Origin of the sequence: Streptomyces sp. P9-2 (genome assembly GCF_051903975.1) — a bacterium.
GTDB classification, from domain to species: domain Bacteria; phylum Actinomycetota; class Actinomycetes; order Streptomycetales; family Streptomycetaceae; genus Streptomyces; species Streptomyces cellulosae.
On sequence record NZ_CP192633.1, the window covers coordinates 6,311,217 to 6,335,008 of the forward strand.

Annotated in this window: 22 protein-coding genes; 12 read left to right on the plus strand and 10 right to left on the minus strand. The window is 73.0% G+C overall.

All coding sequences use genetic code 11. The features are described from left to right. Window positions 1–141 precede the first annotated feature (141 nt). From ACQY0Z_RS28530 to ACQY0Z_RS28545, 4 genes are all read left to right on the plus strand, one after another. Window positions 142–1,569: a wax ester/triacylglycerol synthase family O-acyltransferase gene (locus ACQY0Z_RS28530; protein WP_189900486.1), complete on the plus strand. Its 1,428-nt coding sequence runs from the start codon at window positions 142–144 to the stop codon at window positions 1,567–1,569. A gap of 104 nt (window positions 1,570–1,673) precedes the next feature. Beyond that, window positions 1,674–3,167, plus strand: coding sequence for an SDR family NAD(P)-dependent oxidoreductase (locus ACQY0Z_RS28535; RefSeq protein WP_254587493.1), 1,494 nt, complete (start codon window positions 1,674–1,676; stop codon window positions 3,165–3,167). 437 nt (window positions 3,168–3,604) lie between these two features. Further along, entirely contained in the window at window positions 3,605–3,778 is a 174-nt protein-coding gene (locus ACQY0Z_RS28540) for a hypothetical protein (protein ID WP_189900482.1), read from the plus strand. Between the two features lie 52 nt (window positions 3,779–3,830). After that, window positions 3,831–4,313 (plus strand): GNAT family N-acetyltransferase, encoded by a 483-nt coding sequence (locus tag ACQY0Z_RS28545; RefSeq protein WP_189900480.1) that lies wholly within the window; start codon window positions 3,831–3,833, stop codon window positions 4,311–4,313. Between the two features lie 12 nt (window positions 4,314–4,325). On the opposite strand, the gene ACQY0Z_RS28550 is transcribed toward ACQY0Z_RS28545, so the two are convergent. After that, the gene (locus tag ACQY0Z_RS28550) at window positions 4,326–4,721 is read right to left on the minus strand and encodes a VOC family protein (RefSeq protein WP_439813038.1); all 396 of its coding nucleotides are present in this window, start codon (window positions 4,719–4,721) and stop codon (window positions 4,326–4,328) included. A 324-nt stretch (window positions 4,722–5,045) separates the two neighbouring features. Here ACQY0Z_RS28550 and ACQY0Z_RS28555 point away from each other — a divergent pair, with 324 nt between their 5' ends. The 3 genes from ACQY0Z_RS28555 to ACQY0Z_RS28565 all read left to right on the plus strand — a co-directional run bounded on the left by ACQY0Z_RS28555 (window position 5,046) and on the right by ACQY0Z_RS28565 (window position 9,728). Next, entirely contained in the window at window positions 5,046–5,477 is a 432-nt protein-coding gene (locus ACQY0Z_RS28555) for a DUF3291 domain-containing protein (protein WP_439813039.1), read from the plus strand. Window positions 5,478–5,606: 129 nt separating this feature from the next. Further along, the gene (locus ACQY0Z_RS28560; RefSeq protein ID WP_254587494.1) at window positions 5,607–8,621 is read left to right on the plus strand and encodes an alpha-mannosidase; all 3,015 of its coding nucleotides are present in this window, start codon (window positions 5,607–5,609) and stop codon (window positions 8,619–8,621) included. 114 nt (window positions 8,622–8,735) lie between these two features. Continuing rightward, the gene (locus ACQY0Z_RS28565) at window positions 8,736–9,728 is read left to right on the plus strand and encodes an aldo/keto reductase (protein ID WP_347225232.1); all 993 of its coding nucleotides are present in this window, start codon (window positions 8,736–8,738) and stop codon (window positions 9,726–9,728) included. A 4-nt stretch (window positions 9,729–9,732) separates the two neighbouring features. Here the strand turns inward: ACQY0Z_RS28565 and ACQY0Z_RS28570 are convergent, their stop codons facing one another. Then, window positions 9,733–11,154, minus strand: coding sequence for a lipase maturation factor family protein (locus ACQY0Z_RS28570; RefSeq protein WP_254587496.1), 1,422 nt, complete (start codon window positions 11,152–11,154; stop codon window positions 9,733–9,735). A 166-nt stretch (window positions 11,155–11,320) separates the two neighbouring features. Between ACQY0Z_RS28570 and ACQY0Z_RS28575 the strand changes: the two genes are divergently transcribed. Both ACQY0Z_RS28575 and ACQY0Z_RS28580 read left to right on the plus strand, forming a co-directional pair. Continuing rightward, window positions 11,321–13,456: a SpoIIE family protein phosphatase gene (locus ACQY0Z_RS28575; RefSeq protein WP_254587497.1), complete on the plus strand. Its 2,136-nt coding sequence runs from the start codon at window positions 11,321–11,323 to the stop codon at window positions 13,454–13,456. Window positions 13,457–13,487: 31 nt separating this feature from the next. Continuing rightward, window positions 13,488–14,351 (plus strand): Fpg/Nei family DNA glycosylase, encoded by an 864-nt coding sequence (locus ACQY0Z_RS28580; RefSeq protein ID WP_254587498.1) that lies wholly within the window; start codon window positions 13,488–13,490, stop codon window positions 14,349–14,351. Window positions 14,352–14,369: 18 nt separating this feature from the next. Here the strand turns inward: ACQY0Z_RS28580 and ACQY0Z_RS28585 are convergent, their stop codons facing one another. The 3 genes from ACQY0Z_RS28585 to ACQY0Z_RS28595 form a co-directional block, all read right to left on the minus strand. Further along, a complete protein-coding gene (locus ACQY0Z_RS28585) occupies window positions 14,370–15,026 on the minus strand; it encodes a zf-HC2 domain-containing protein (RefSeq protein ID WP_347225230.1) in 657 nt (218 codons plus the stop codon). A gap of 173 nt (window positions 15,027–15,199) precedes the next feature. After that, window positions 15,200–15,712 (minus strand): hypothetical protein, encoded by a 513-nt coding sequence (locus ACQY0Z_RS28590; RefSeq protein WP_189900464.1) that lies wholly within the window; start codon window positions 15,710–15,712, stop codon window positions 15,200–15,202. Between the two features lie 133 nt (window positions 15,713–15,845). Next, window positions 15,846–16,391, minus strand: a complete 546-nt coding sequence (locus ACQY0Z_RS28595) for a sigma-70 family RNA polymerase sigma factor (RefSeq protein ID WP_189900462.1) — start codon at window positions 16,389–16,391, stop codon at window positions 15,846–15,848. Between the two features lie 211 nt (window positions 16,392–16,602). Between ACQY0Z_RS28595 and ACQY0Z_RS28600 the strand changes: the two genes are divergently transcribed. Further along, window positions 16,603–17,766 carry a CapA family protein gene (locus ACQY0Z_RS28600; protein WP_439813040.1) on the plus strand — a complete coding sequence of 388 codons (1,164 nt, stop codon included), beginning with the start codon at window positions 16,603–16,605 and terminating at the stop codon, window positions 17,764–17,766. A 265-nt stretch (window positions 17,767–18,031) separates the two neighbouring features. On the opposite strand, the gene ACQY0Z_RS28605 is transcribed toward ACQY0Z_RS28600, so the two are convergent. After that, entirely contained in the window at window positions 18,032–18,505 is a 474-nt protein-coding gene (locus ACQY0Z_RS28605; RefSeq protein ID WP_254588659.1) for a MarR family winged helix-turn-helix transcriptional regulator, read from the minus strand. Between the two features lie 57 nt (window positions 18,506–18,562). Here ACQY0Z_RS28605 and ACQY0Z_RS28610 point away from each other — a divergent pair, with 57 nt between their 5' ends. Next, window positions 18,563–19,429 (plus strand): alpha/beta fold hydrolase, encoded by an 867-nt coding sequence (locus ACQY0Z_RS28610; protein ID WP_254588658.1) that lies wholly within the window; start codon window positions 18,563–18,565, stop codon window positions 19,427–19,429. Here ACQY0Z_RS28610 and ACQY0Z_RS28615 read toward each other — a convergent pair. The 3 genes from ACQY0Z_RS28615 to ACQY0Z_RS28625 all read right to left on the minus strand — a co-directional run bounded on the left by ACQY0Z_RS28615 (window position 19,390) and on the right by ACQY0Z_RS28625 (window position 22,025). Continuing rightward, window positions 19,390–19,800: a PGPGW domain-containing protein gene (locus ACQY0Z_RS28615; protein ID WP_189900455.1), complete on the minus strand. Its 411-nt coding sequence runs from the start codon at window positions 19,798–19,800 to the stop codon at window positions 19,390–19,392. The genes ACQY0Z_RS28610 and ACQY0Z_RS28615 overlap by 40 nt on opposite strands. 233 nt (window positions 19,801–20,033) lie before the next feature. Continuing rightward, window positions 20,034–21,455, minus strand: coding sequence for an amino acid permease (locus ACQY0Z_RS28620; RefSeq protein ID WP_254588657.1), 1,422 nt, complete (start codon window positions 21,453–21,455; stop codon window positions 20,034–20,036). Window positions 21,456–21,563: 108 nt separating this feature from the next. After that, a complete protein-coding gene (locus tag ACQY0Z_RS28625) occupies window positions 21,564–22,025 on the minus strand; it encodes a universal stress protein (RefSeq protein WP_189900451.1) in 462 nt (153 codons plus the stop codon). Window positions 22,026–22,172: 147 nt separating this feature from the next. On the opposite strand from ACQY0Z_RS28625, the gene ACQY0Z_RS28630 reads away from it, so the two are divergent. Continuing rightward, entirely contained in the window at window positions 22,173–23,012 is an 840-nt protein-coding gene (locus ACQY0Z_RS28630; protein ID WP_347225226.1) for a polysaccharide deacetylase family protein, read from the plus strand. 55 nt (window positions 23,013–23,067) lie between these two features. On the opposite strand, the gene ACQY0Z_RS28635 is transcribed toward ACQY0Z_RS28630, so the two are convergent. Then, window positions 23,068–23,733 carry a class F sortase gene (locus ACQY0Z_RS28635; RefSeq protein WP_189900448.1) on the minus strand — a complete coding sequence of 222 codons (666 nt, stop codon included), beginning with the start codon at window positions 23,731–23,733 and terminating at the stop codon, window positions 23,068–23,070. Window positions 23,734–23,792: the final 59 nt, after the last annotated feature.

Here is a 23,792-nt window from a genome sequence, read left to right on the forward strand (position 1 = left end):
CCCGCCCCTTTCGCCGTAGCAGCGGAAGGGGCGGGGACGTCACATGCTGTTAACTATGGGTAGCCAGATCGTACTTGACCGTAATCGGCCGGGAGCGATTGACTGCTGATCCGTTCCCGTCGTCGATGCGAGGCCCCGCCCATGACCGCAGACCCGCTCGCCCCCCTCGACCTGGCGTTCTGGAACCTCGAGTCCGCCGGCCACCCCATGCATCTCGCGGCGCTCGGCGTCTTCACAGCCGGCTCGCCCTCCGCCGCCGCCCACGCGGCGGACCTCCTCGCCGCCCGGTCCGCCGCCGTGCCCGGGCTGCGCATGCGCATCCGCGACACCTGGCAGCCCCTCGGACTGCGGCGCCCGCTCTCCGCGCTGCGCCGCTCCTGGCCCGCCCCCGGCGAACCGCTCACGGCCGCACTGGGCCGCCCGCTCACCTCCGTCGTCCGCGACTCGCTCGCCTTCGGCGGCGCCGCCCGCGAGCCCGACCCCGGCTTCGACCCCCTCGACCATGTCCGGCTGCACGAACCGGTCGCCGACTTCCACGCCGCCGCCGGCGACCTCATGGGACGCCCCCTGGAGCGCGCCCGTCCGCCGTGGGAGGCGCACGTGCTGCCGGAGGAGGGCGGCGCCCGCTTCGCCGTCCTGTTCAAGTTCCACCACGCCCTCGCCGACGGACTGCGCGCCCTCACCCTCGCCGCCGCGCTGATGGACCCGACGGACCTGCCCACGCCCCGGCCGCGGCCCGCAGAGCCGCCCCGCGGGGTCGTCCCCGACGTCCGCGAGGTGCCCGGCATGGTGCGCGACGCCCTCGCCGAGGCCGGCCGGGCCCTGGACATCGGCGCCGCCGTCGCCCGGTCCACCCTCGACATGCGCTCCTCGCCCGCCCTCACCTGCGCCCCCAGCGGCACCCGCCGCACCGCCGGCGTGGTCGTCGACCTCGACGACGTGCACCGCATCCGCAAGAGCGCCGGCGGCACCGTCAACGACGTCCTCATCGCGGTCGTCGCCGGCGCGCTGCGCCGCTGGCTCGACGAGCGGGGCGACGGCAGCGACGGCGTCGCCCCGCGCGCCCTCGTCCCCGTCTCCCGGCGCCGCCCCCGCACCGCCCACCCGCAGGGCAACCGGCTCTCCGGGTACTTGATACGGCTCCCGGTCGACGAGAAGGACCCGGTCACCCGGCTGACCCGGGTCCGCACCGCCATGGACCGCAACAAGGAGGCGGGCCCGCACCGCGGCGCGGGCGCGGTGGCGCTGCTCGCCGAGCACGTGCCGCCGCTCGGACACCGGCTCGGCGGTCCGCTGCTGGGGCAGGCGGCCCGGCTCTGGTTCGACGTCCTGGTCACCAGCGTGCCGCTGCCCGGCTTCGGCCTGCGCCTCGGCGGCGACCCGCTCGGCGCCGTGTTCCCGCTCGCGCCGCTCGCCCCCGGCCACTCCCTCGCGGTCGCCGTCTCCACCTACCGGGGACGCGTCCACTACGGGCTGGTCGCCGACGGCGCGGCCGTCGAGGACCTCGGCCAACTCGCCCGCGCGGTGACCGAGGAGGTGGCGGCACTCACCGTGGCCTGCGATCACTGAGCGCGAGCGGTTTGGTGCTGCGGCCCGGCGCTCCGTAAAATCCCCCGTTCGACAGCGGACGCGAACGGAGCGCCGCGAGAACCGAAGCGGGAACGGCAGCGGCGATGACGGTGACACAGGACGGCCTCGAGACCACGGACGAGGTGGCGTACGGGCCGGGCATCGACCCGGAGCGGCTGGCCGTCTGCCTGAGCGTGCTCGAGGAGCTCGACAAGCTCGACGTGGACCACCCGGACGCGGTCAAGGTGCGCCGGGCCACCTCGCACATCTACCGCACGGTCAAGCAGCGCCGCCGCCAGGAGCGCCGGGCCGCCAAGACCGCCCACGACAAGGCGGTCACCGAGGCCACCGCCACCGGTTCCGCCGAGCGCATCGACGACGAGACCGAGGGCATCCTGCCGTCCTCCCGCGTCGAGCCGGGCCGGATCGCGGGGATACTCCAGCGTCCCCGCTCCTGCTACGTCTGCAAGACGCGGTACGTCGAGGTCGACTACTTCTACCACCAGCTCTGCCCGAGGTGCGCCGACGAGAACCGGGCCCGCCGCGAGGCCCGCGCCGACCTCAGTGGCAAGCGGGCGCTGCTCACCGGCGGCCGCGCCAAGATCGGCATGTACATCGCGCTGCGGCTGCTGCGCGACGGCGCCCACACCACGATCACCACGCGCTTCCCGAAGGACGCCATCCGCCGCTTCAAGGCGATGGACGACTCCGCGGACTGGATGCACCGCCTGGAGGTCGTCGGCATCGACCTGCGCGACCCCGGCCAGGTCGTCGCGCTCGCCGACCAGGTCGCGGAGCAGGGCCCGCTGGACATCCTGATCAACAACGCCACGCAGACGGTGCGCCGCCTGCCCTCCGCCTACGCCGCGCTCGTCGAGGGCGAGAGCGCCCCGCTGCCGGCCGGCGAGCTGCCCGCCCACCACGTCATCGGAGCGTTCAACTCCGGTGCGGTGGACGGCCTGACCGCGCTGCCCGCCGGGACCGGCAACCTGGACGCACAGGCCGTGGCCGACCTCGCCCTGGTCGCAGGCAACGCCAGCGTGGAGCGGCACCGGGACGGCACCGCCATCGACGCGGGCGGCCTGCTGCCGGACGTCGTGGACTCCAACACCTGGGTGCAGACCATCGAGCAGATCTCCCCGGTGGAGCTGCTCGAGACCCAGCTCTGCAACTACACGGCTCCGTTCATCCTGATCAGCAAGTTGCGCCCGTCGATGGCCGAGGCGGCGCGCCGCTCGTCCTCGAACCGCGCCTACGTGGTCAACGTGTCCGCGATGGAGGGCGTGTTCGCCCGCGGCTACAAGGGCGCGGGGCACCCCAACACCAACGCGGCCAAGGCGGCCATGAACATGGTGACGCGGACCAGCGCCCAGGAGATGTTCGACTCCGACAAGATCCTGATGACCTCGGTCGACACCGGCTGGATCACCGACGAGCGCCCGCACTTCGACAAGCTGCGCCTCGCCGAGGAGGGCTTCCACGCCCCGCTCGACCTGGTCGACGGCGCGGCACGCGTCTACGACCCGATCGTGCGCGGCGAGGCGGGCGAGGACCTGTACGGCGTCTTCCTGAAGGACTACGCGCCCGGCCGCTGGTGACCCCAGGCGGCACCGATGCGTCCGACGACGGCCGGCGGCGCCCGAACGGCGCCCCGGCCGTCCGGACTTGTCCGGTACTTCGGGACGCGCGTACTCCGTTCGAGTGAGCTGCCGTGCGCATTCCGTCACGACATGCCCGGACATAGTGCCTGATGATGGTCGATCCGTCATGTGATTGTTACAGCCAGTTTGCAGCCCCATCGAGCAGGGGGCCGCTCATTTGGTTAATCTGGGTCGGACGGACAGCAGCAGCAAGGGTTCTACCCGCACCCACGATCCGTCATGGGACTGCCGGTTCACCATGGCCCGCTCTCCCTCGTACGACCGGCGCCACCGCGTCCGAACGGCATTGGACACAGACCCGCTCGGGCACCGGGCGCCGGCCGCAGGGCCGGCACGGTACGTCCTGAGGGTGACCGACACATAAGGAGTGCGCGGTGACACCGGAGCAGACGAAACTCGAACAGCGCCCCGACGAACGCACGGAGCGTCCCGGCCGTCGGCCAGGAGAACTCGGAAGCCTCGACGTGTGGGCCCGCTCGGCCCCCATCCGCCTCGCCGGGTACGAGGAGGACCTCGCCGAGCCGCACATCCTCCCCAGCGTCGACTGACACACGTCACCCCCGCACCCCCGCCCGCACCGGGCGTGCCAGACTCGCGACCATGCTGATCAGGGAAGCGCGCCCCGACGACTGGCCGCAGATCTGGCCGTTCTGGCACCGCATCGTCGCGGCGGGCGAGACCTACACCTGGGACCCGGGCACCTCCGAGGAGGACGCCCGGGCCCTGTGGATGAGCCCCGCGAAACGGGTGTACGTCGTCGAGGACGACGACGGGACCGTCGTCGCCTCCGCCTGTCTCACCCCCAACTACGGCGGCCCCGCCGCCCGAATCGCCAACGCGGGCTTCATGGTCGACCCCGACCGGGCGGGCCGGGGCACCGGACGGCTGCTGGCCGAGCACGTGCTGGCCGAGGCGCGCGACGCCGGATACCGGGGCATGGTGTTCAACGCCGTCGTCGAGACCAACCCCGCGGTGAAGCTGTGGAGTTCGCTCGGCTTCACCGTCCTGGGCACGGTCCCGGACGCCTTCGACCACCCCCGGCACGGCCGGGTCGGGCTGCACATCATGTACCGGCCGCTCTGACCTCGGGCGCGCTCAGGGGTGTACGTACGGCCGGGTCATGATCTCCATGTTGTGGCCGTCCGGGTCCTCGAAGTACGCGCCCCTCCTGCCGAACAGGCCGTTCACCCGCCCCGGCTGGGTGTGCTGCGGGTCGGCGTAGTACGTCACCGCGGCCTCCTCCAGGCGCACGATCATGCCGTCGAACGCCTCCTCGGGCACCAGGAACGCGTAGTGCTGGGACTGCACGGGCTCGTCGCGCAGTTCGTAGTAGTCCAGGGTCACGCCGTTGCCCAGGTCGACCGGCAGGAACGGCCCGAACGGCGCCCCCACCTCCAGACCCAGGATGCCGGCGAGGAACTCGGCGGAGCGCCGGCGGTCACGGGCGTGGACGACGGTGTGGTTCAACTCGATGTGCGGTGCTGCGGACATGGTCGTCCCTCGTCTCAGGAGTCGGATCGTCGATCCCCGCCGGCGGAAGCACGGCGGGCGGAAGGAACGACCGACGACGGAGGCGCACGCGCCCGCCCCGGACTCACTCCGGAGCCGGGGACGCCTCTCGTGAAAGGCCCAAGGCCGACCCGGCAGTCACGCGACCGACCCTAGTTCGTGTCCCCGGGCCGGGGCAACGGGGTACGGCGGAGGGCCGGTTGGCGCCCAAGGTGCAGGACGCCGCGCGCCTCAATGCATGGCACGGGGGAGCGGCGCCCCATAGGATGGATAGTGCCACTACCCAATCATGGAGGCGAGTGCACCGTGCCTACTCTTCCCTGGGTCACACCCAACCCCGCCCGGCCCGACACGCGGGCCTTGGTCATGGCCTCCCGTTTCGAGGTGCGGTCGCTGAAGGACGTGCCCCGGTTCTTCCGGCAGTCCCTCGCCGCCTGGGGCCAGGTCCGGCAGGCGCCCGGGGCGCTCGGCGCGTCCCTGGTGGCCCGACCGCTGCGCCGCACCTTCTTCACCCTGTCCGCGTGGGAGAGCCGCGAGGCCCTCCACACCTACGCCCGCACCGAGCCGCACAAGAGCGTCATGACCTGCCTGCGGGACACCATGCGCACGTCCACCTTCACCTTCTGGGAGGTCCCCGCCGACGCGCTGCCCATCGACTGGGCGGAGGCCGAGCGCCGTCTCGAAGCCCAGGCCCGCGCCGACGCCGAGGGCCGCGGCACGGCCTCCGGCGCCCGCTGACCCGCCCGTACGCGGGCCGGTGCGGGAGGCGGTTCGAGGGGGCCGTGGGAGGGGAGTTGTACCCGGGGGTCCCGCCTCGCGGGCGGAATCCCGTAGGGCAGCGAACCGGCCACAACCATGGAGCGCCGCATGCATGACGACCGCACCCTGGTCGAAGCCCGTCTGAGGCGGGTCCTCGACGAGCGCGTCCGACCCGCCGTGTACCCCGAGTCCGTGCCCCTGGAGGTGGCGGTGTGGCACGCGCCGGGGGAGCCGGTCCCGGTCGCGGAGGGACTGGCCGCCGACGTCGAGCCGATCACCGTCGGATCCCGCTGGGGCGCTCCCTGGGGCACCAGCTGGTTCCGGGTGACCGGCACCGTCCCCGAGGCGTGGGCCGGCCGCACCGTCGAGGCGATCCTCGACCTGGGCTTCGACGAGAACATGCCCGGATTCCAGTGCGAGGGGCTGGTCTACCGCCCCGACGGCACCCCCGTGAAGGGCCTCAACCCGCGCAACCAGTGGGTGCGGATCGGCGCTCCCGTCCAGGGCGGGGAGGAGGTGCGCCTGCACGTCGAGGCCGCCTCCAACCCCGTCATCATGGACTACCGCCCCTTCCGGCCGACCACGCTCGGCGACCTGGAGACCGCCGGCAGCGACCCGCAGTACACCTTGACCCGCATGGACCTCGCCGTCCTCGACGAGACCGTGTGGCACCTGGTCACCGACCTCGAGGTGCTCGGCGAGCTGATGGCCGAGCTGCCCGTCGACTCGCCCCGCCGCTGGGAGATCCTCCGCGCCGTCGGGCGCGCCCTCGACGCCCTCGACCTCCAGGACGTCAACGGCACGGCGGAGCACGCCCGTTCACGCCTCACCGACGTGCTCGCCGCGCCCGCCGTGCCGTCCGCGCACCGCATCAGCGCCGTCGGGCACGCGCACATCGACTCGGCCTGGCTGTGGCCCCTGCGCGAGACCGTGCGCAAGGTCGCCCGCACCGCCGCGAACATGACCGCCCTCCTCGACGACGAGCCGGACTTCGTCTTCGCCATGTCGCAGGCGCAGCAGTGGGCGTGGGTGAAGGAGCACCGGCCCGAGGTGTGGGCGCGGGTGAAGAAGGCCGTGGCGGACGGCCGGTTCGTGCCGGCCGGCGGCATGTGGGTGGAGTCCGACACCAACATGCCCGGCTCCGAGGCCATGGCCCGGCAGTTCACGCACGGGAAGCGGTTCTTCCTCGACGAGTTCGGCATCGAGAACGACGAGGCGTGGCTGCCGGACACCTTCGGCTTCGCCGCCGGACTCCCGCAGATCATCAAGGCCGCCGGCTCCAGGTACCTGCTCACGCAGAAGATCTCCTGGTCCCGCACCAACAGCTTCCCGCACCACACCTTCCGCTGGGAGGGCATCGACGGCACCCGGATCTTCACCCACTTCCCGCCCGTCGACACCTACAACTGCTCGATGCGCGGCGCCGAGATCGCCCACGCCGTCCGCAACTTCAAGGACAAGGGGACCGCCCGGCACTCCCTCGCGCCCACCGGCTGGGGCGACGGGGGCGGCGGCACCACCCGTGAGATGGCGGCCAAGGCCGCCCGGCTGCGCGACCTCGAAGGCTCCGCCACGGTCACCTGGGAGACCCCGTCCGCCTTCTTCGCCAAGGCCGAGGCGGAGAACCCCGAACCGCCCGTCTGGGTCGGCGAGCTGTACCTCGAACTGCACCGCGCCACCCTCACCAGCCAGGCCGGAACCAAACAGGGCAACCGGCGCAGCGAGCACCTGCTGCGGGAGGCCGAGCTGTGGGCGGCCACGGCCGCCGTGCGCACCGGCTTCCCCTACCCGTACGCCGACCTGGACCGGATCTGGAAGACGGTGCTGCTGCACCAGTTCCACGACATCCTGCCCGGCTCCTCCATCGCCTGGGTGCACCGCGAGGCCCGCGCCACCTACGCCCGCGTCGCCGACGAGCTGAACGCGATCATCGACACAGCCCAGCGCGCCCTGGCCGGCGAGGGCGGTGTGCCGCTGGTCTTCAACGCGGCCCCGCACACCCGCGCCGGCGTCCCCGCGGGCGGCGCGCGCCCGGCCGAGGCGTCGGGGCGCACCACGCGCGCGGAGCGCCCCGACGGCGGACACGTCCTGGACAACGGCCTGCTGAGGGTCGGCGTCGACGCCCGCGGCCTGGTCGACTCCGCGGTGGACCTCGCCACAGGGCGCGAGACCGTCGCCCCCGGCCGCACCGGCAACCTGCTCCAGCTGCACCAGGACCTGCCGAACATGTGGGACGCCTGGGACGTCGACGAGTTCTACCGCAACACCGTCACCGACCTGACCGACGCGGACGAGGTCATCCCCGGCGACGACGGCGCCTCGGTGCGGATCGTCCGCACCTTCGGCGACTCCCGCGTCACCCAGGTGCTGTCCCTGCCGCCGGGGGAGAAGCGGCTGGTGGTGGACACCGAGGTGGACTGGCACGAGACGGAGAAGTTCCTCAAGCTCGCCTTCCCGCTCGACCTGCACGCCGACCGCTACGCCTCCGAGACGCAGTTCGGGCACTTCTTCCGGCCCACCCACACCAACACCTCCTGGGAGGCCGCCAAGTTCGAGGCGTGCAACCACCGCTTCGTCCACCTCCAGGAACCCGACTGGGGCGTCGCGGTCGTCAACGACGGCACCTACGGCCACGACGTGACGCGCGCGGTGCGCACCGACGGCGGCACGACCACCACCGTCCGCGTCTCCCTGCTGCGCGCCCCCCGCTTCCCCGACCCCGAGACCGACCAGGGCGTGCACCGCTTCCGGCACGCCCTGGTGCCCGGCGCGACCGTCGGGGACGCGGTGCGCGAGGGCTGGCGCGTCAACCTGCCCGAGCGGCGCCTCGACGGGGCCGGCGAGGTGGCGCCGCTGGTGACCGTCGACCGGGACTCCGTGGTGGTCACGGCGGTCAAGCTCGCCGACGACGGCAGCGGTGACGTGGTGGTCCGCTTCCACGAGGCGCACGGCGCCCGCGCCGACGCCACGCTCACGGCCGGCTTCCCGGTCGCCGGCGTGGAGGTGACCGACCTGCTGGAACGCCCCCTCGCGGACACGGCACCGCCCGCCGTCGACGCCGGGCGGATCGCCGTACGGCTGCGGCCCTTCGAGCTGAGGACGCTGCGGCTGAAGCGGGCGTGACCGGGCGACGGGGCCCCGGCCGCCGTACCCGCCGCGCGACGGCGGGGCGCGCGGCCGCGGGCCCCGTATGCCCGGCCGCGCCCGGTCCGTGATCACGACAAGGAGCAGCCCGGCATGAGCGATCCCGGAGCCCCGACGGGCCCGTCCCGGCCGGTCTGCCGCAGACTGGGCCGCAGCCGTGTGGAGGTCACCCCGCTCGCCCTCGGCACCGCGGGCATGGCCGGCCTCTACACCCCGGTCACCGAGGAGCAGGCGTACGAGGCCGTGCGGGCCGCGCTGCGGCGGGGCGTCCGCTACTTCGACACGGCCCCGCACTACGGCCTCGGCCTCGCCGAACGCCGCCTGGGGGCCGCCCTGCGGGAGCTGCCCCGCGAGACGTACACCGTGTCCACCAAGGCGGGACGCCGCCTCGAACCGTCCGACGCGGGCGGCGACGACCTCGCCCACGGCTTCGCCGTCCCCGCCACCCACCGCCGTGTCTGGGACTTCAGCGCCGACGGCGTCCGCCGCTCCCTGGAGGCGAGCCTGGAACGCCTCGGCCTGGACCGCGTGGACGTCGTCTACCTCCACGACCCCGACGACCACGGGGACCAGGCCTTCCGCGAGGCCTACCCGGCCCTCGAACAACTTCGCTCCGAGGGCGTCGTCGGGGCCGTCGGCGCCGGCATGAACCAGACCGCCATGCTCACCCGCTTCGTCCGCGACACCGACGTCGACGTGGTGCTGTGCGCGAACCGGCACACCCTGCTCGACCACAGCGCCGCCGCCGAACTCCTGCCCGCCGCGCTGGAGCGCGGGGTGTCCGTCGTCGTCGGCGGCGCCTTCAACTCCGGCCTCCTGGCCGACCCCCGGCCCGGCGCCACCTACGACTACACGACCGCCCCCGCAGGCCTCCTGGACCGCGCCCTGCGTATCAAGGAGGCCGCCGAACGCCACGGCACCTCACTGCGCGCCGCCGCCCTGGCCCACTGCGCCGCCCACCCGGCGGTCGCCGCCGTCCTGGTCGGCGCCCGCTCGGCCGCCGAGGTCGACGACTGCGCCGACCGCTTCGAGGAACCCGTCCCGGACGCCCTGTGGGACGAACTGCGCGCGGCCGGCCTGCTGTGAGCGTCTACGGCTTCCGCGCGCTCCCCGCCAGCCGCGTCGGGGGCAGGAACTCACGGACGTACGTCCGCTCCCAGCAGGCGCCCGTCTCGCGCAGTTCCCGCCAGGTGGTGAAGCGGTAGCGGAACAGACGGGCGCGGATGTGGCGGGGCGGGGCGTCCGCGGGGAAGGGGGAGCGGCGGAGCAGGCGGAGGGTGTCGGGGTCGTTCTCCAGAAGCCGCTCCACCAGGCCCCCGAACCACGGGCTCGCGTAGGCGGGGGACAGCGCGGCGAACCACATCAGCCAGTCCAGCCGCAGGTGGTACGGGGCGTACTGGCGCGGCCAGCGCTTCGGGTCGCCCGGCTTGCCCTTGAACTCGTACTCCCGCCAGTCGGAGTCCTCCCGGGGCACCTCGTCCGCCGTGCCCTCCAGCACCACCTCGTGCCGAACCCGGCCCACCGTGCCGAACGCCCCGTAGGTGTTCACCAGGTGCAGCGGATCGAAGGACCGGTTCATCACCTGGCGCCGCGAGAGCATGTTGCGCACCGGCGCGTAACTCAGCGCGAGCAGCAGCGCGGACACCGCGAGCACGACCACCACGTACCAGAGCGGGGCGTCGCCCACCGGCGGCGGGTCGGACGGCCAGGCCACGGCGGGGAGCGCCAGCACGATCGTGATCCAGTTCAGCCAGGCGAAGTTCCCGGACAGCACCAGCCACAGCTGGGTGACGATCATCAGCGCGGCCGCCACCGACGCGACCGGCTGCGGCGCGAACAGCAGGAACGGCACCATCAGCTGCGTCACATGGTTCGCCGCCGCCTCGGCCCGGTGCAGCGGCTTCGGGAGGTGGTGGAAGAACCAGCTCAGCGGGCCCGGCATCGGCTGGGTCTCGTGATGGAAGTACAGACAGGTGAGGCGGCGCCAGCACTCGTCGCCGCGCACCTTGATCAGCCCGGCGCCGAACTCCACCCGGAACAGCACCCACCGCAGCAGGAACAGCACCACGACCGGCGGCGCCACCTCGTCGTTGCCGAGGAACACCGCGAGGAACCCCACCTCCAGCAGCAGCGACTCCCAGCCGAACGCGTACCAGGTCTGCCCCACGTTCACGATCGACAGATACAGGCCCCACGGCACCAGCCACAGCAGCATCGCCGCCCACAGCGGCACCAGCGTGTCCACCCCCGCGAGCAGCGCCGCCGCCACCGCGCACCCCGCCCACGCGCACCCGGCGAAGAACCGGTCCGAGTAGTGCAGGTGGAACAGGCTGGGGGAGCGCCGCACCGGCACCCGCGCCACGAAGCGCGGCACCGGCAGCATGCCCCGCTCCCCGATCAGCGCGCGGAACTGCAGCGCCGCGGCCAGGAACGCGACCAGGTACAGCGCGGCCAGCCCCTTCTGGAACACCAGCCGGCTCGTCCAGTACTCGGTCGCGCCGAACCACTCCACCGCCGCACCCTCCGTCCCGCGCCGGCCCGCCGGACCGGTGCTTCCGGGCTCCGTGTGTCGCCCTACTCCCTGTGACTACCCGTGTACCACCCGGCGCCCCGGGATACCCGTGTCCCCAGGTGACCCAGCGGTCGAAGAATCACCCGATTCCTGGCAAGGTGGCCCCATGGCTGATCGGGGAGCGAGCCCCGTGTCACTCCCGGACGACTGGCCGGAACACCCGGATCCGATCCTGGCGCTCAACCGCATGGGCAGTTTCGACTGGGACCTGGACGCCGGGGTGATGCAGATGGACGCCCGGGCGCACGAGATCTTCGACGTGCGCCCCGACGAGTACGACGACCGGCCGGAGACCCTCGCCGTCCGCGTCCCGCCCGCGGAGGCGCGGCGGCTGGACGCCGTGGTGGCCCGCGCCCTCAACTCCGGCCAGGAGAACTACGGCGCCTACTTCCGCATCCGCTGCCGCGACGGCTCCCTGCGCTGGACCCACACCCAGGGCTACATCCGGCGGGACAAGGACGGCCGGCCGCACCGGATCATCGGCATCGTCCGCGACGCCACCCAGGAACTGCGCGAGAGCGGCGACCGGCGCGACCAGGCCCTCCAGGAGGACCTCCGCCGCCAGCAGACCAACGTGGTCCAGCTGACCACCGCCGCGCTCGCCCACGCCCGGACCGTGCAGGACGTCATCGACGTCCTCAAGGACACCCACGGCCTCACCCATCTGGGCGCGACCAGCCTGGTGATGGGACTGGTCGAGGCCGGCCGCATCCGGCTCATCGCGGAAGGCCCCGCGGGCAGCTTCGTGCCCGGCACCGAACTCACCGGGATCGACGAGCGGTACCCGATGAGCGAGGCGGTCCGCACCCTCAGCCCCCGCTTCATCGAGTCCCCGGAGGAGTTCGCCGAGCGCTACCCCGAGCTGTGGCGGGGCATCACCGGGCTGAACATCACCTCGGCCGCCTATCTGCCGCTCATCGTGCAGGCCCGGCCGATCGGCGCGATGGGCCTGCTCTACAGCGACCGGCGCGGCTTCACCGCCGAGGAGCGCAACATCCTGGTGGCGCTCGGCAGCAGCATCTCCCAGAGCCTGCAGCGGGCGATGTTCTACGAGCAGGAGATGGACCTCGCGCAGGGGCTCCAGCAGGCCATGCTGCCCCGCACCATTCCCAGCGTGCCCGGCGCCGACCTCGCGGTCCGCTACCGCGCCGCCACCTTCGGCGGCGCCTTCGGCCGGGACATCGGCGGCGACTGGTACGACCTGATCCCGCTGCCCGGCGGCACCGCGGGCGGCAGCCGGGTCGGCGCCGTCATCGGCGACGTCCAGGGCCACGACACGCACGCCGCCGCCGTCATGGGCCAGCTCCGCATCGTGCTGCGCGCCTACGCCGCCGAGGGCCACACGCCCTCCACCGTCATGGCCCGCGCCTCCGTCTTCCTGCACGAACTCGACACCGACCGCTCCGCGACCTGCCTCTACGCCGAGGTCGACCTGTCCACCGGCGTCATCCAGGCGGTCCGCGCGGGCCACATCGACCCGATGGTGCGGCGCGCCGACGGCTCCTGCCGCCGGGTCCCCGTGCCGGGCGGGCTGCCGCTCGGCCTGTCCGCCGAGTTCGGCGGCCTCGACTACCCGGTGGGGCGGATCGAGCTGGAGCCGGGGGAGACGCTGGTGCTGTGCACCGACGGCCTGGTCGAGCAGCCCGGCGCGGACCTCGACGACGGCGTGGAGACCCTCGCCGCGCTGATCGCCGTCGGCCCCGACGGCGTACGGGACCTGGCCGACCGGCTGATCGACGTGGCCGACGAGCGCGGCGGCGACGACGACGTGGCGCTGCTCCTGCTGCGCCGCCGCGAACCGGAGGGCCCCCGCTCCGGCGGCCGGCTCAAGCAGCTGGTGCCGCCCGGCGACCCGGAGGCGCTGTCCGACACCCGGCGCATGATCCGCACCGCGGCCGCCGCGTGGGGCGCCCGGGACCGGGCCGACGAGATCGAACTGGTCGCCGACGAGATGATCACCAACGTGCTGATGCACACCGAGGGGTCCGCCGAGGTCACCCTCCGGGTGCTCGACGGCGCCGAGCGGCGGCTGCGCGTCGAGGTCGAGGACTCCTCCAGCGCCCTGCCCCGCCGCCGGGAGGCCGGGGAGGGCGGAGTCTCCGGCCGGGGCCTGCTGCTGGTGGAGACGCTCACCGACCTGTGGGGCGTGGAGGCGCGCGGCGGCGGCAAGTGCGTGTGGAGCGAGTTCGTGGTCGAGAAGGACCCGGAACCGGCCACGGGCCAGAAGCCCGGCACGGGCTGAGAACACCCGCCGCCGGTGGCACCCTTGTCGCATGCCGGAACTCCCCGAGGTCGAGGCGCTCAAGGACTTCCTCACCGAGCACCTGACCGGCCACGAGATCGTCCGGGCGCTGCCCGTGGCGATCAGCGTCCTGAAAACCTACGACCCGCCGCTCACCGCCGTCGAGGGCCGCGAGGTCACCGCCGTGCGGCGGTACGGCAAGTTCCTCGCGCTGGCCACGGACGGCGGCCCGCACCTCGTCACCCATCTGGCGCGCGCGGGCTGGCTGCACTGGAAGGACCCGCTGCCCAGCGGCGTGCCGCGCCCCGGCAAGGGCCCGCTGGCGCTGCGCGTCGCCCTGGAGACGGGAGCCGGGTTCGACCTCACGGAGGCCGGCACCCAGAAACGGCTCGCCGTGTACGTGGTGGCGGACCCGGCGGAGGTCCCGGGCATCGCGCGGCTCGGTCCCGACCCGCTGGCCGACGACTTCGACGAGGCGCGCCTGGCGGAGCTGCTCTCCGGGGAGCGCCGCCGGCTCAAGGGCGCCCTGCGCGACCAGAGCCTGATCGCGGGCGTCGGCAACGCCTACAGCGACGAGATCCTGCACGCCGCCCGCATGTCCCCGTTCAAGCTGGCCTCCTCGCTCACCCCGGAGGAGACGGCCCGGCTGTACGAGGCGCTGCGCACCACCCTCACCGGGGCCGTGGAACGCTCACGCGGGCTGGCGGCCGGGCGGCTGAAGGCGGAGAAGAAGACCGGCCTGCGGGTGCACGGCCGCACCGGCGAGCCCTGCCCGGTGTGCGGGGACACCATCCGGGAGGTGTCGTTCAGCGACTCCTCGCTGCAGTACTGCCCCACCTGCCAGACGGGCGGCAAGCCGCTGGCCGACCGGAGGCTGTCCCGGCTGCTGAAATGAGCCCTCGCGGCGGGCGTGTCAGCGCGGCCGCAGCACCACCAGCGTCTCGCCCTCCATCGAGCGCACCTCGTACCGCTCGAACTGGTCGGAGCGCATCGCCGAGCCGCCCGGGACGGTGTTGGGGCGGGCGTCGTGCCGGGGCACGGCCCAGTTCGTCATGACGTTCTCGGAGCCGTCGCGGCCGATCCCCACCAGGACGCAGTCGCGCGGTCCCGCCGCGTCCTTCACCCGCAGCTCCACGCTGCTGCCCCAGTCGCGGTCCTCGATCCGCACCTCGGCCCACACCCCGGACCGCTCGTCGGTCGCCTCCACGGTCAGCGGGCGCGGCCCGTCGTCGCCCCGCGCCACGACCGTCACCGCCGGGGCGGACACCGCCAGCACCACGGACGCGGCCAGCGCCAGCAGCATCCGGCGCCGTCCGACGCGCCGCCGGGCGGACACCTGGGCGACCAGACGGTCCAGCATCCGCGGCGAGGGCTGCGCCGTCGGATGCACGGTGCGCGGGGTGGCGCTGCGGTAGAGCATCAACTGGCGTGTCGCGGGGCCGAACTCGGTCACCTGGACGGCACAGCTGGGGCATTCCATGAGGTGGTCCTCGAAGCGGAACGCCTCCGCCTCGTCCAGCACGCCGAGCGCGTAGGCGCCGACGTCGCGATGCCTCTCCAGGGACTGCATGCCGAATCCTCGTGCCTTTGGGTGCGGGTGGGGTCACTCCTTGCTCCCACCGGTACGCACCAGGCAGCCGGATGACTCAGCGGCGCACCGAATCGTGACCTAAGGATTCGGAGACCTCGGGCCCGCGGATTGGTCGGATTTTCCGCGGACCTCGGAACTGGCCGGAACGGTATCTAGAACAGGTGGATGGCGAGGTGCCCGAGCGGCAGTCCGAGCTGCCACGCCGGCGTCCACACCTTCGGTCCCTCGTCCTCGCCGGCCGCCGCGCCGCCCGGCACCGCGTTCAGGTCCGGGGCCAGCAGCTCCGTCTCCCGCAGCCACCGCCAGGCCTCCACGGCCAGCTCCAGGTCCGGGCCGGGGCCGCCCGTGCCGGAGGCGGCGGCGTCCGCGGCCAGGTCGTCCAGCCGATCCTGCACCCACTCCTGCCACGGCTGGTCGTAGGCGGTCAGCGACAGCCAGGTCTCCAGCTGGGTGATGACCCGGATGCCGGACAGCTCACCGTCGGTGTCGGACAGGAAGACGGTCAGCGCCAGCGCGTCCCGGCCGGCCCGGAACTCCACGGACGTCGGCGGCATGAGGTCGCCGGTGCGCAGCAGCTCGTCCGCGATGTACTCGGCGTAGAACCAGGCCATGGGGACGACGGGTTCGCCGTCGCCGCCCGTGCTCTCTCGACCTCTGTGCAGCATCCCTTCCTGCCTCCTCCGGTGCGTGCGCGTCGCCCGAGCCCGGATCCCGGTCCGGAACACGGATGAGGACAGCCGATCCCCAACCGGGTTCCACGGCAAGGCGCTTTACGGAGGTTTGACCCGACGGTTGGTTTCACCGCATGTCGGAGGCGTAGCCCGGAAGCACCCGGCGCAGGGCGCGCAGCGCGTAGTACGCGCGGGACTTCACCGTACCGGGCGGGATTCCGAGGGCTGCCGCGGCTTCCGCCACACTCGCCCCCTGGAAGTACACGAGCACCAGGACCTCACGGTGCTCGGGAGTGAGAGTCTTCACAGCCTCCCGGACGTCGAGCGTCGCGGCGGCGCGTTCCGCGTGGTCGCTGATCACCCGGGCGTTCTCCAGCACGGCGTCGCCGACCTCGGCGGGCCGCGCCTGCCGGGCCCGGCGAGCGTCGATGGCGAGCCGTCGCGCCACGGTCAGCAGCCAGGGGCGTACGGAGTCGAAGTTCTCGGCGCGCAGGGCCTCGGGGTGCTGCCAGGCGCGTACCAGCGTCTCCTGGACCAGGTCCTCCGCGCGCTGCCGGTCCCCGTCGCAGAGCCGGAGCAGCAGCGCGAAGAGGGGCCGGCCGTGCTCCCGCTGGAGTGCGGCGAGCTCGTGCTCGGCGGTGGTCCCGTTCGTGAGTGTCGTTCCGGCCGTCATGGCCGTATGGCAACGCACCCCGCCGCCGGGGGACAGGGCGTGCACAGGAGTGTGCGACGGACGGTCGATCGCGTCGACGAACGGTTCGACGAACGGTCGTGACGGCCGTTCTCGCACGCCGGACGGCCTAAAGAGCGTGTCGGAGCACCACCCGCAGCGATGTGGCATTTTACCTGTTCATCCATAAATACGACCACAGCGGGGTGACGTGATGATCGCACGCAGCAGACAGCTGGCCCTCGTCCTGACGGCCGTCCTCGCCGCGGGCGCCGCCTGCCAGGCCCGCGACCACACACCGCCGGCGCAGGGGCGTCCGGCCCCCTCGGCGACGGCCCACCGCGGTTTCACCCTGGTCGCCTCGGGCGACGTCCTGCCCCACACCTCCGTCATCGAGCAGGCCGCGTTCGACGCGGGCGGCGCCGGTTACGACTTCCGGCCGATGCTTTCCGGCATCCGCCCCGTCGTCGCCGAAGCGGACCTGGCGCTGTGTCACATGGAGACGGTCTACGGCGCGGACGGCGACTACAGCGGCTACCCCCTCTTCAGGTCGCCGCCCGAGGTGGCCGCCGGACTCGCCGCCACCGGTTACGACGGCTGCTCCACCGCCTCCAACCACTCCCTGGACGACGGCGAGGAAGGCATCCGCCGCACCCTCGACGCCCTGGACCGGGCGGGCCTGCGCCACGCCGGCTCGGCACGCTCCGCGCGGGAGGCCGCCGCACCGGCCTTGCTGGACGCGGGCGGCGCCCGGGTCGCGCACCTCGCCTACACCTTCGACACCAACGGCATCCCGCTGCCCCCGGACCGGCCCTGGGCCGTGAACCTGACCGACGAGCGGCGGATCGTCGACGACGCCCGGGCCGCCCGCAAGGCCGGGGCGGACGTCGTGGTGGTCTCCCTGCACTGGGGCACCGAGTGGCAGGACGCGCCCGACGACCTGCAGCTCTCCCTCGCCCGTTCCCTCACCGCCTCGAAGAGCGGGAACCGCCCGGACGTCGACCTGATCCTCGGCACCCACGCCCATGTCCCGCAGGCGTACGAGAAGGTCAACGGCACCTGGGTGGTCTACGGGATGGGTGACCAGATCGCCGGCGAGATGACCAACCACGACGGCGCGCACGACCCGCGCGGCAACCAGTCCACGGTCGCCCGCTTCACCTTCTCCCCGCCGTCCCGCCCCGGCGCCCGCTGGGAGGTCACCCGCGCCGAGTTCGTGCCCCAGCTGTACGACATCGACGCCGGCCGGGTCGTCGACGTCAACGCGGCCCTCGCCCAGGGCGCGGAACTGCACGCCGTCCGCGACCGCATCCGCGACGTGGTGCTCAGCAGGGGCGCGGCGAAGGACGGGCTGGTGATGGCGGGCGGGGAGGGCTGAGGGACGTCACCCCTGGGCCGCGGGGGCGGGTTGCCCCGACCGGGGTCGGCGTCCACGGCGGAACCGGGCGGCGAGCGCCCCCACCAGGACGCCGCCCACCGCCCAGGCGGACGGCACCCACCAGGTCGTGGCGGTGTGGTGGCGGCCCACCGGGGAGACGTCGCGGACATCTCGATCACCCTTTCGGACGGGTTCCCCACCATGGGCCCCACGTCGTTGAAGGGAGCATCTCGAACGGCCGGGCTGGCCGCACCGGCCGCGCGCGTCAGTCGTCGTCGACGTGGTCCAGCGCCTTGAGCAGCTCGCCCAGCACGCGCAGACACGCCGTCACCTCGGCGTCCGTCAGGCCGCCGCCGGTCTCCCGCAGCAGCGCGTGCTCCCGGCGCAGCACCTCGCCGATGGCCGCCGCGCCCTTCTCCGTCGGGCGGATGAGAGACGAGCGGCGATGGGCCGGGTTGGGGATGCTCTCCACCAGCCCCTGCTCCGCCGCCTCGTTCACCATGCGCTGCACGAACTGGCGGCTGATCGCCTGCGCCCTGCCCATCTGCGGCACCGTCATCGGCCCGTTGCGGTGCAGCAGCGTCAGCACGGCGCGCACGCCGAGGGACAGTTCACCGTCCGTCAGGCCGCGTTCGACGCTGCGCTGGGCGCGCCGGTACAGCGGGCCGACCAGGTCGTACACCTCGGTGAGGCGCCGGCCGAGCTCGTCCGGCGGGAGGGGGGTCTCGTGGTCCGTCACCCGCCCATCATGACATCCCAGTTGTCAAAGTGCCCCCGACATGACACCTTGGTTGTCATGACTGGTGCTTCGGACCTCCGTACCTTTCCGTCCGCCGACGGTGACCTCGCCTACCGCGACACCGGCTCCGGCGACCTCGTCGTCCTGCTCCACTCCGGCTTCGTCGACCACCGGATCTGGGACGACCACGTGCCCGTCCTCGCCGAGCGGTACCGGGTGGTCGCCCCCGACACCCGCGGCCACGGCTTCTCCGCCAACGCCACCGCGCCCTTCCGCTGGGCCGACGACCTGGCCGCGCTGCTGCGCCACCTCGACGCCGGACCCGCCGTCCTCGTCGGCCTCTCCATGGGCGGCGTGATCGCCACCGACACCGTGCTCGAACACCCCGGCCTCGTCCGCGCGGTGGTCACCGCGGGGGCCGTGACCGGCGACTTCCGCTCCACCGACCCCTGGCACCAGGAACTCCAGGAGACGATCGCCCGGGCGCTCGCCACCGGGGACGTGACCACCTGGCTCGACGCCTTCCTGCGGCTCGTGCCGGGCCCCGGCCGCTCGGCCGACGACATCGACCCGGAGATCCTGCGCCGCGTCCGAGAGCCGGCCCTGCACACGCTCTCCAAGCACAGCGCGGGCGAGAAGGACTGGCTGGTGCCGGTGACCGGCTCCTTCGACCGCGTCGGCGAGATCCACGTCCCGCTGCTCGCCGTCAACGGCTCCCTCGAGCCGGCCGATCTGCACGCCGCCGCCGAGCGCCTGGCCGGCGCCGTCCCCGACGGCCGTACGGCGACCATCGAGGGCACCGGCCACTACTCGGCCATCGAACGCCCCGACGCGTTCATCGGCGTCCTGCTCGACTTCCTGGGAAGCGCCGTGGCCGCCCCTTGTCAGGTGCCGTCGCCGGCGCCGGCGCGGGTCGTGCGATAGCTGTACACCAGCAGGGCGACGAGGACGACACCCGACAGGATGAGCCCGGCGCCCGTGGGCCAGCCGCCGAAGGGCAGGGCAGGCATGATTCCCCAGAACAGACCTGCTGCCAGCAAGGCTGCTGCTGCGAGGCAGGAACCGGTGATCCTCAGCGGAGTGGAGACGCTTTCCCTGGCCGCTCTCATCGCACGCCGACGTACGGGGTCGACGTAGCGAGCCACGGCAGGAAACTGGTCAGCGAGGACCAGCAACCCTGCGAGGACGAGCAGCAGTCCCGGGCCGGGCAGAACCAGGAGCGCGACCCCGACCAGCAGCAACAGAGACCCAGCCGCGAGCGCAACTCCCCTGCGTACGAGATTTCGCCTGCCCACCTGTCCATGGTGCTGCCGGACTGCCCCGAGTTCAATCGCGGGACTTCCGGTTCGGGGGTGGTGCAGGGGGCTTCCTCCTGGGACGGGCACTCCGGGGCCCGGCTTCGCTCGCGCGGGAGGGACCCCCCTCGCGCCGGCTCCCTCCTCCGCCTTGCGGCTCGACGCACCAGACCCCGCTCACCTGGGTTGCAAGGCGCCGCTCCTTTCCCCCGACCCGATCCGCCGGACAGGCCCTAATCCCGGCCCGCCCGCGCCAGCGCCGAACGCCGGTAGGAGTAGCCGAAATAGACGACCAGACCGATGGCGAACCACACCGCGAACCGTGCCCAGGTCTGCCACTGCAGGAACGTGATCAGCCAGAGCGAGAAGGCCACGCCCACCGCGGGCACCACCGGCATCCACGGGGTGCGGAAGGAGCGCGGCAGCTCCGGCTGCCGGTAGCGCAGCACGATCACCGCCGTGCACACCACCACGAACGCCAGCAGGATGCCGATGTTCGTCAGCTCCGCCGCCTCGCCGATCGGCAGGAACCCGGCGATGGCGGCCGACGCCACCCCCACGATCCAGGTGACGCGCGTCGGCACATGCCGCTTCGGGTGCGTCTTCGCGAACCAGCGGGGCAGCAGCCCGTCCCGGGACATCGCGAACCACACCCGGGTCACGCCCAGCATGAACGTGAACATCACCGTGAGGATGCCGATGATGGCGCCCACCGCGATCACGTCCGCGAGACCGCTCAGCCCCACCGACTTGAACGCCGTGGAGAAGCCGCTCTCCGGGTCGATGTCCTTGTAGTCCTGCATGCCCGTCAGCACCAGACACGCCGCCACGTACAGCACCATCGAGATGATCAGCGAGTAGATGATCGCCTTCGGCATGTGCCGCTGCGCGTCCTTGGACTCCTCCGCCGCCGTCGACATGGCGTCGTAGCCGAACACCGCGAAGAACACCGTCGCCGCACCCGTGAACGCCCCGCCGACGCCGAACGGGAAGAACGGCTCGTAGTGCTCCGCCCGGATGTGGAACACGCCGACGCCGATCACCAGCAGCACGACCAGTACCTTCAGCACCACGACGACCGTCTCGAACCGCGCCGCGTTCTTGATGCCCAGGTTCAGCAGCGCCGCGATCAGCAGACACAGCAGCGCCGCGAACAGATCCACCCGGTGCCCGTCCCCGGTGCCGGGCGCGCCCAGCATCCAGGCCGGAAGGTCGGCGCCCATCTCGTTGACCAGGAAGCCGAAGTAGCCGGAGATGCCGATGCCGACCACCGCGACGATCGCCGTGTACTCCAGCAGCAGGTCCCAGCCGATGAACCAGCCCGCCAGCTCGCCCAGCACCGCGTACCCGTACGTGTAGGCCGATCCCGCCTTCGGGATCATCCCCGCGAACTCCGCGTACGACAGCGCCGCCGCCGCGCTCGCCACGCCCGCGATCAGGAACGACAACAGCACCGCGGGCCCCGCCGTGCCGTTCGCGACCGTCCCCGCGAGCGTGAAGATGCCCGCGCCGATGATGCCGCCCACGCCGATCGCGGTGAGCTGCCAGAGGCCCAGGGTGCGCTCCAGCCGGGGACCCCGGCCGACCTCCGTCTCCTCGATGTGCTCGATCGGTTTGCGGCGGAGAATCCCCTCGCCCGTCCGGAGCCCGGCCATGCGCCTCACCTCTTCGCGTTCGGCAAGCGGCTGACGAGGGCTCATGATCCCCCCGGGGCGATGCCGACGGAAGACACCACGCGAGCCGCGGGGCCCGCCTTCACCGGACTACGGCACCACCGTCACCGGCCAGCGCCCCGCCTTCACCAGCCGCACCGCAACCGACCCCACGAACCGGTGCCCCGCCTGCTCGGACGCGCCCACGACCACCGCGTCCGCCGTGAGGTCGTCCGCCGCCTTCACCAGGCCGTTGTACGGGTCGCCCCGGAAGGTGTGGAACTCCCAGCGGATGTCGAAGATCCCCTTGATCCGCTCCATCGACTCCCGGATCTGCGCCGCGAGATCCTGCGCTATCTCCTCCGTCGTGTCCGCCACCGGCGCGCCGAGCGCCGCCCCGGCCGCCAGCACCGGCTGCACGTACACGATGGCGAGCAGCGCGCCCTGACGCCGCGCCAGACCCGCGGCGTACGCCGCCGCGCGCAGCGACGAGTCGGAGCCGTCCACGCCGGCCACGATCACCTTCGGGCCGTCCGTGCCCCGCTCGAACCGATGGGACTGCTGTTCCGTCACGACCGCGAGGCTATCGGAGCGCCGCCCGCCCGGACACCGCGAGGTCCCCGGGAAACTCCGCCGTATGCTGCGCCGATCAGGTGAAATGGTGCCGCCGCACCGGTGTCGCGGCGCTGTGCCGGACCCCCGCGGGGCGACTCATGAGTCATGCAGAAGGATCAATTGCTCACCCGGCGCCGGGCGTTGCTCGCCGGTGCCGCCACGCTGGGCGCGGCAGGCATCGCCGCGGCGCTCGCGCCGGGGGCCGGGAACCGGGGCGCGACCGCCTCCCCGCCCGCCGCCGGAGCGCCCCCGGCCCGCCGCCCGCTCAGGCCCTCCGAGTACCGGCTGCGGCCCCTGACCGGCTACGGCCCCCCGCGCACCGCGCCCGGCAGGACCCTGGTGCGCGAGGAGCCGCTGCTGAAGGTCCCGGAGAACGGCCGCACGGTCGTGCTCACCTTCGACGACGGGCCCGACCCCCGCTACACCCCCCGCATCCTCGACACCCTGGCCCGGTACGAGGTGCGCGCGATGTTCTTCGTGTGCGGCGAGATGGCCGAGTACAACCCCGACCTGCTGGCCCGCATGGCCGACGAGGGGCACGTCGTCGGCAACCACACCTGGTCGCACCCGCTGCTGACGAAGCTCCGCCGCCGCACCATCCGCTCCGAGATGGAACGCACCAGCGACGTCGTCGAGAAGCACTACGGCGCCCGCCCCGAATGGTTCCGCGCCCCCTACGGCGCCTGGAACCGCGCCGCCTTCGAACTCGGCGCCGAACTCGGCATGGAGCCGCTCGCCTGGACCCTCGACACCCTCGACTGGACCGAACCCGGCACCCGCACCATCGTCGGCCGGGTCGAGGACGGCGCCGCCCCCGGCGTCGTGGTGCTCTCCCACGACGCCGGGGGCGACCGCTCGCAGAGCGTGAAGGCCCTGCGCTCCTACCTGCCCCACCTGCTGGACTCCGGCTACCACGTCACCGTCCCCCGCCGCGAGTACGTCTGAGAACGGCCGAGCCGCCCCCGCCCGTGCTGCGGGCGGGGGCGGCTCGGCGAGCGGCTCAGACGACCTCGGCCAGGCGGGCGAAGGCGACCACGTTGCCGTCGTAGCCGTCCTGCTGGGTGAAGCCGCCGCCGCAGGTGATGACCCGCAGTTCGGCCGTCCCCTTGGACGCGTAGACCCGGTCGCCGGGGAAGTCGTTCTTCGCGAAGACCTCCACGCCGTAGACCTCGAACACGGCGGTCTTCCCGTCCTTGCGGGCGATCTCGACCCGGTTGCCCTTCTTCAGCGCGCCCAGACCGTAGAACACCGCCGGGCCCTGCGCGTTGTCCACGTGCCCGACCACGACCGACGTGCCCTTCTCACCCGGCGAGACCGCGCCCGTGAACCAGCCCGCCAGGTTCGGGTCCTCGGGCGGCGGCGCGTCCACCCAGCCCTCCGCGTCCAGACCCACCGGCACGATCGGCGCGTCCACCTGGATGGCCGGAATCCGCACCCGGTCCGGCACCGCGTACGGCAGCGGCGGCAGCGCGCCGACGACGGCGCCGGGGGTCGCGCTGTCCGCGGCGGCCGCACCGGCCGGCTGCGGCGGGCCCACGTCGAACTCCCCGGAGCCGTTGCGGAGCAGCGCGAGGCCGGTGAGCAGGACCAGCGCTATCACGCCCCACGGGGCGCGCCTCCTCGGGCGCACCTCCTCTTCGGCTTCGGCCGGCTCGAAAGCTGACATTCGCCTTCCCCTCTCGACACGGCCGTCGCCGTGTCACTCGCGCATGACGTGAACGCTAA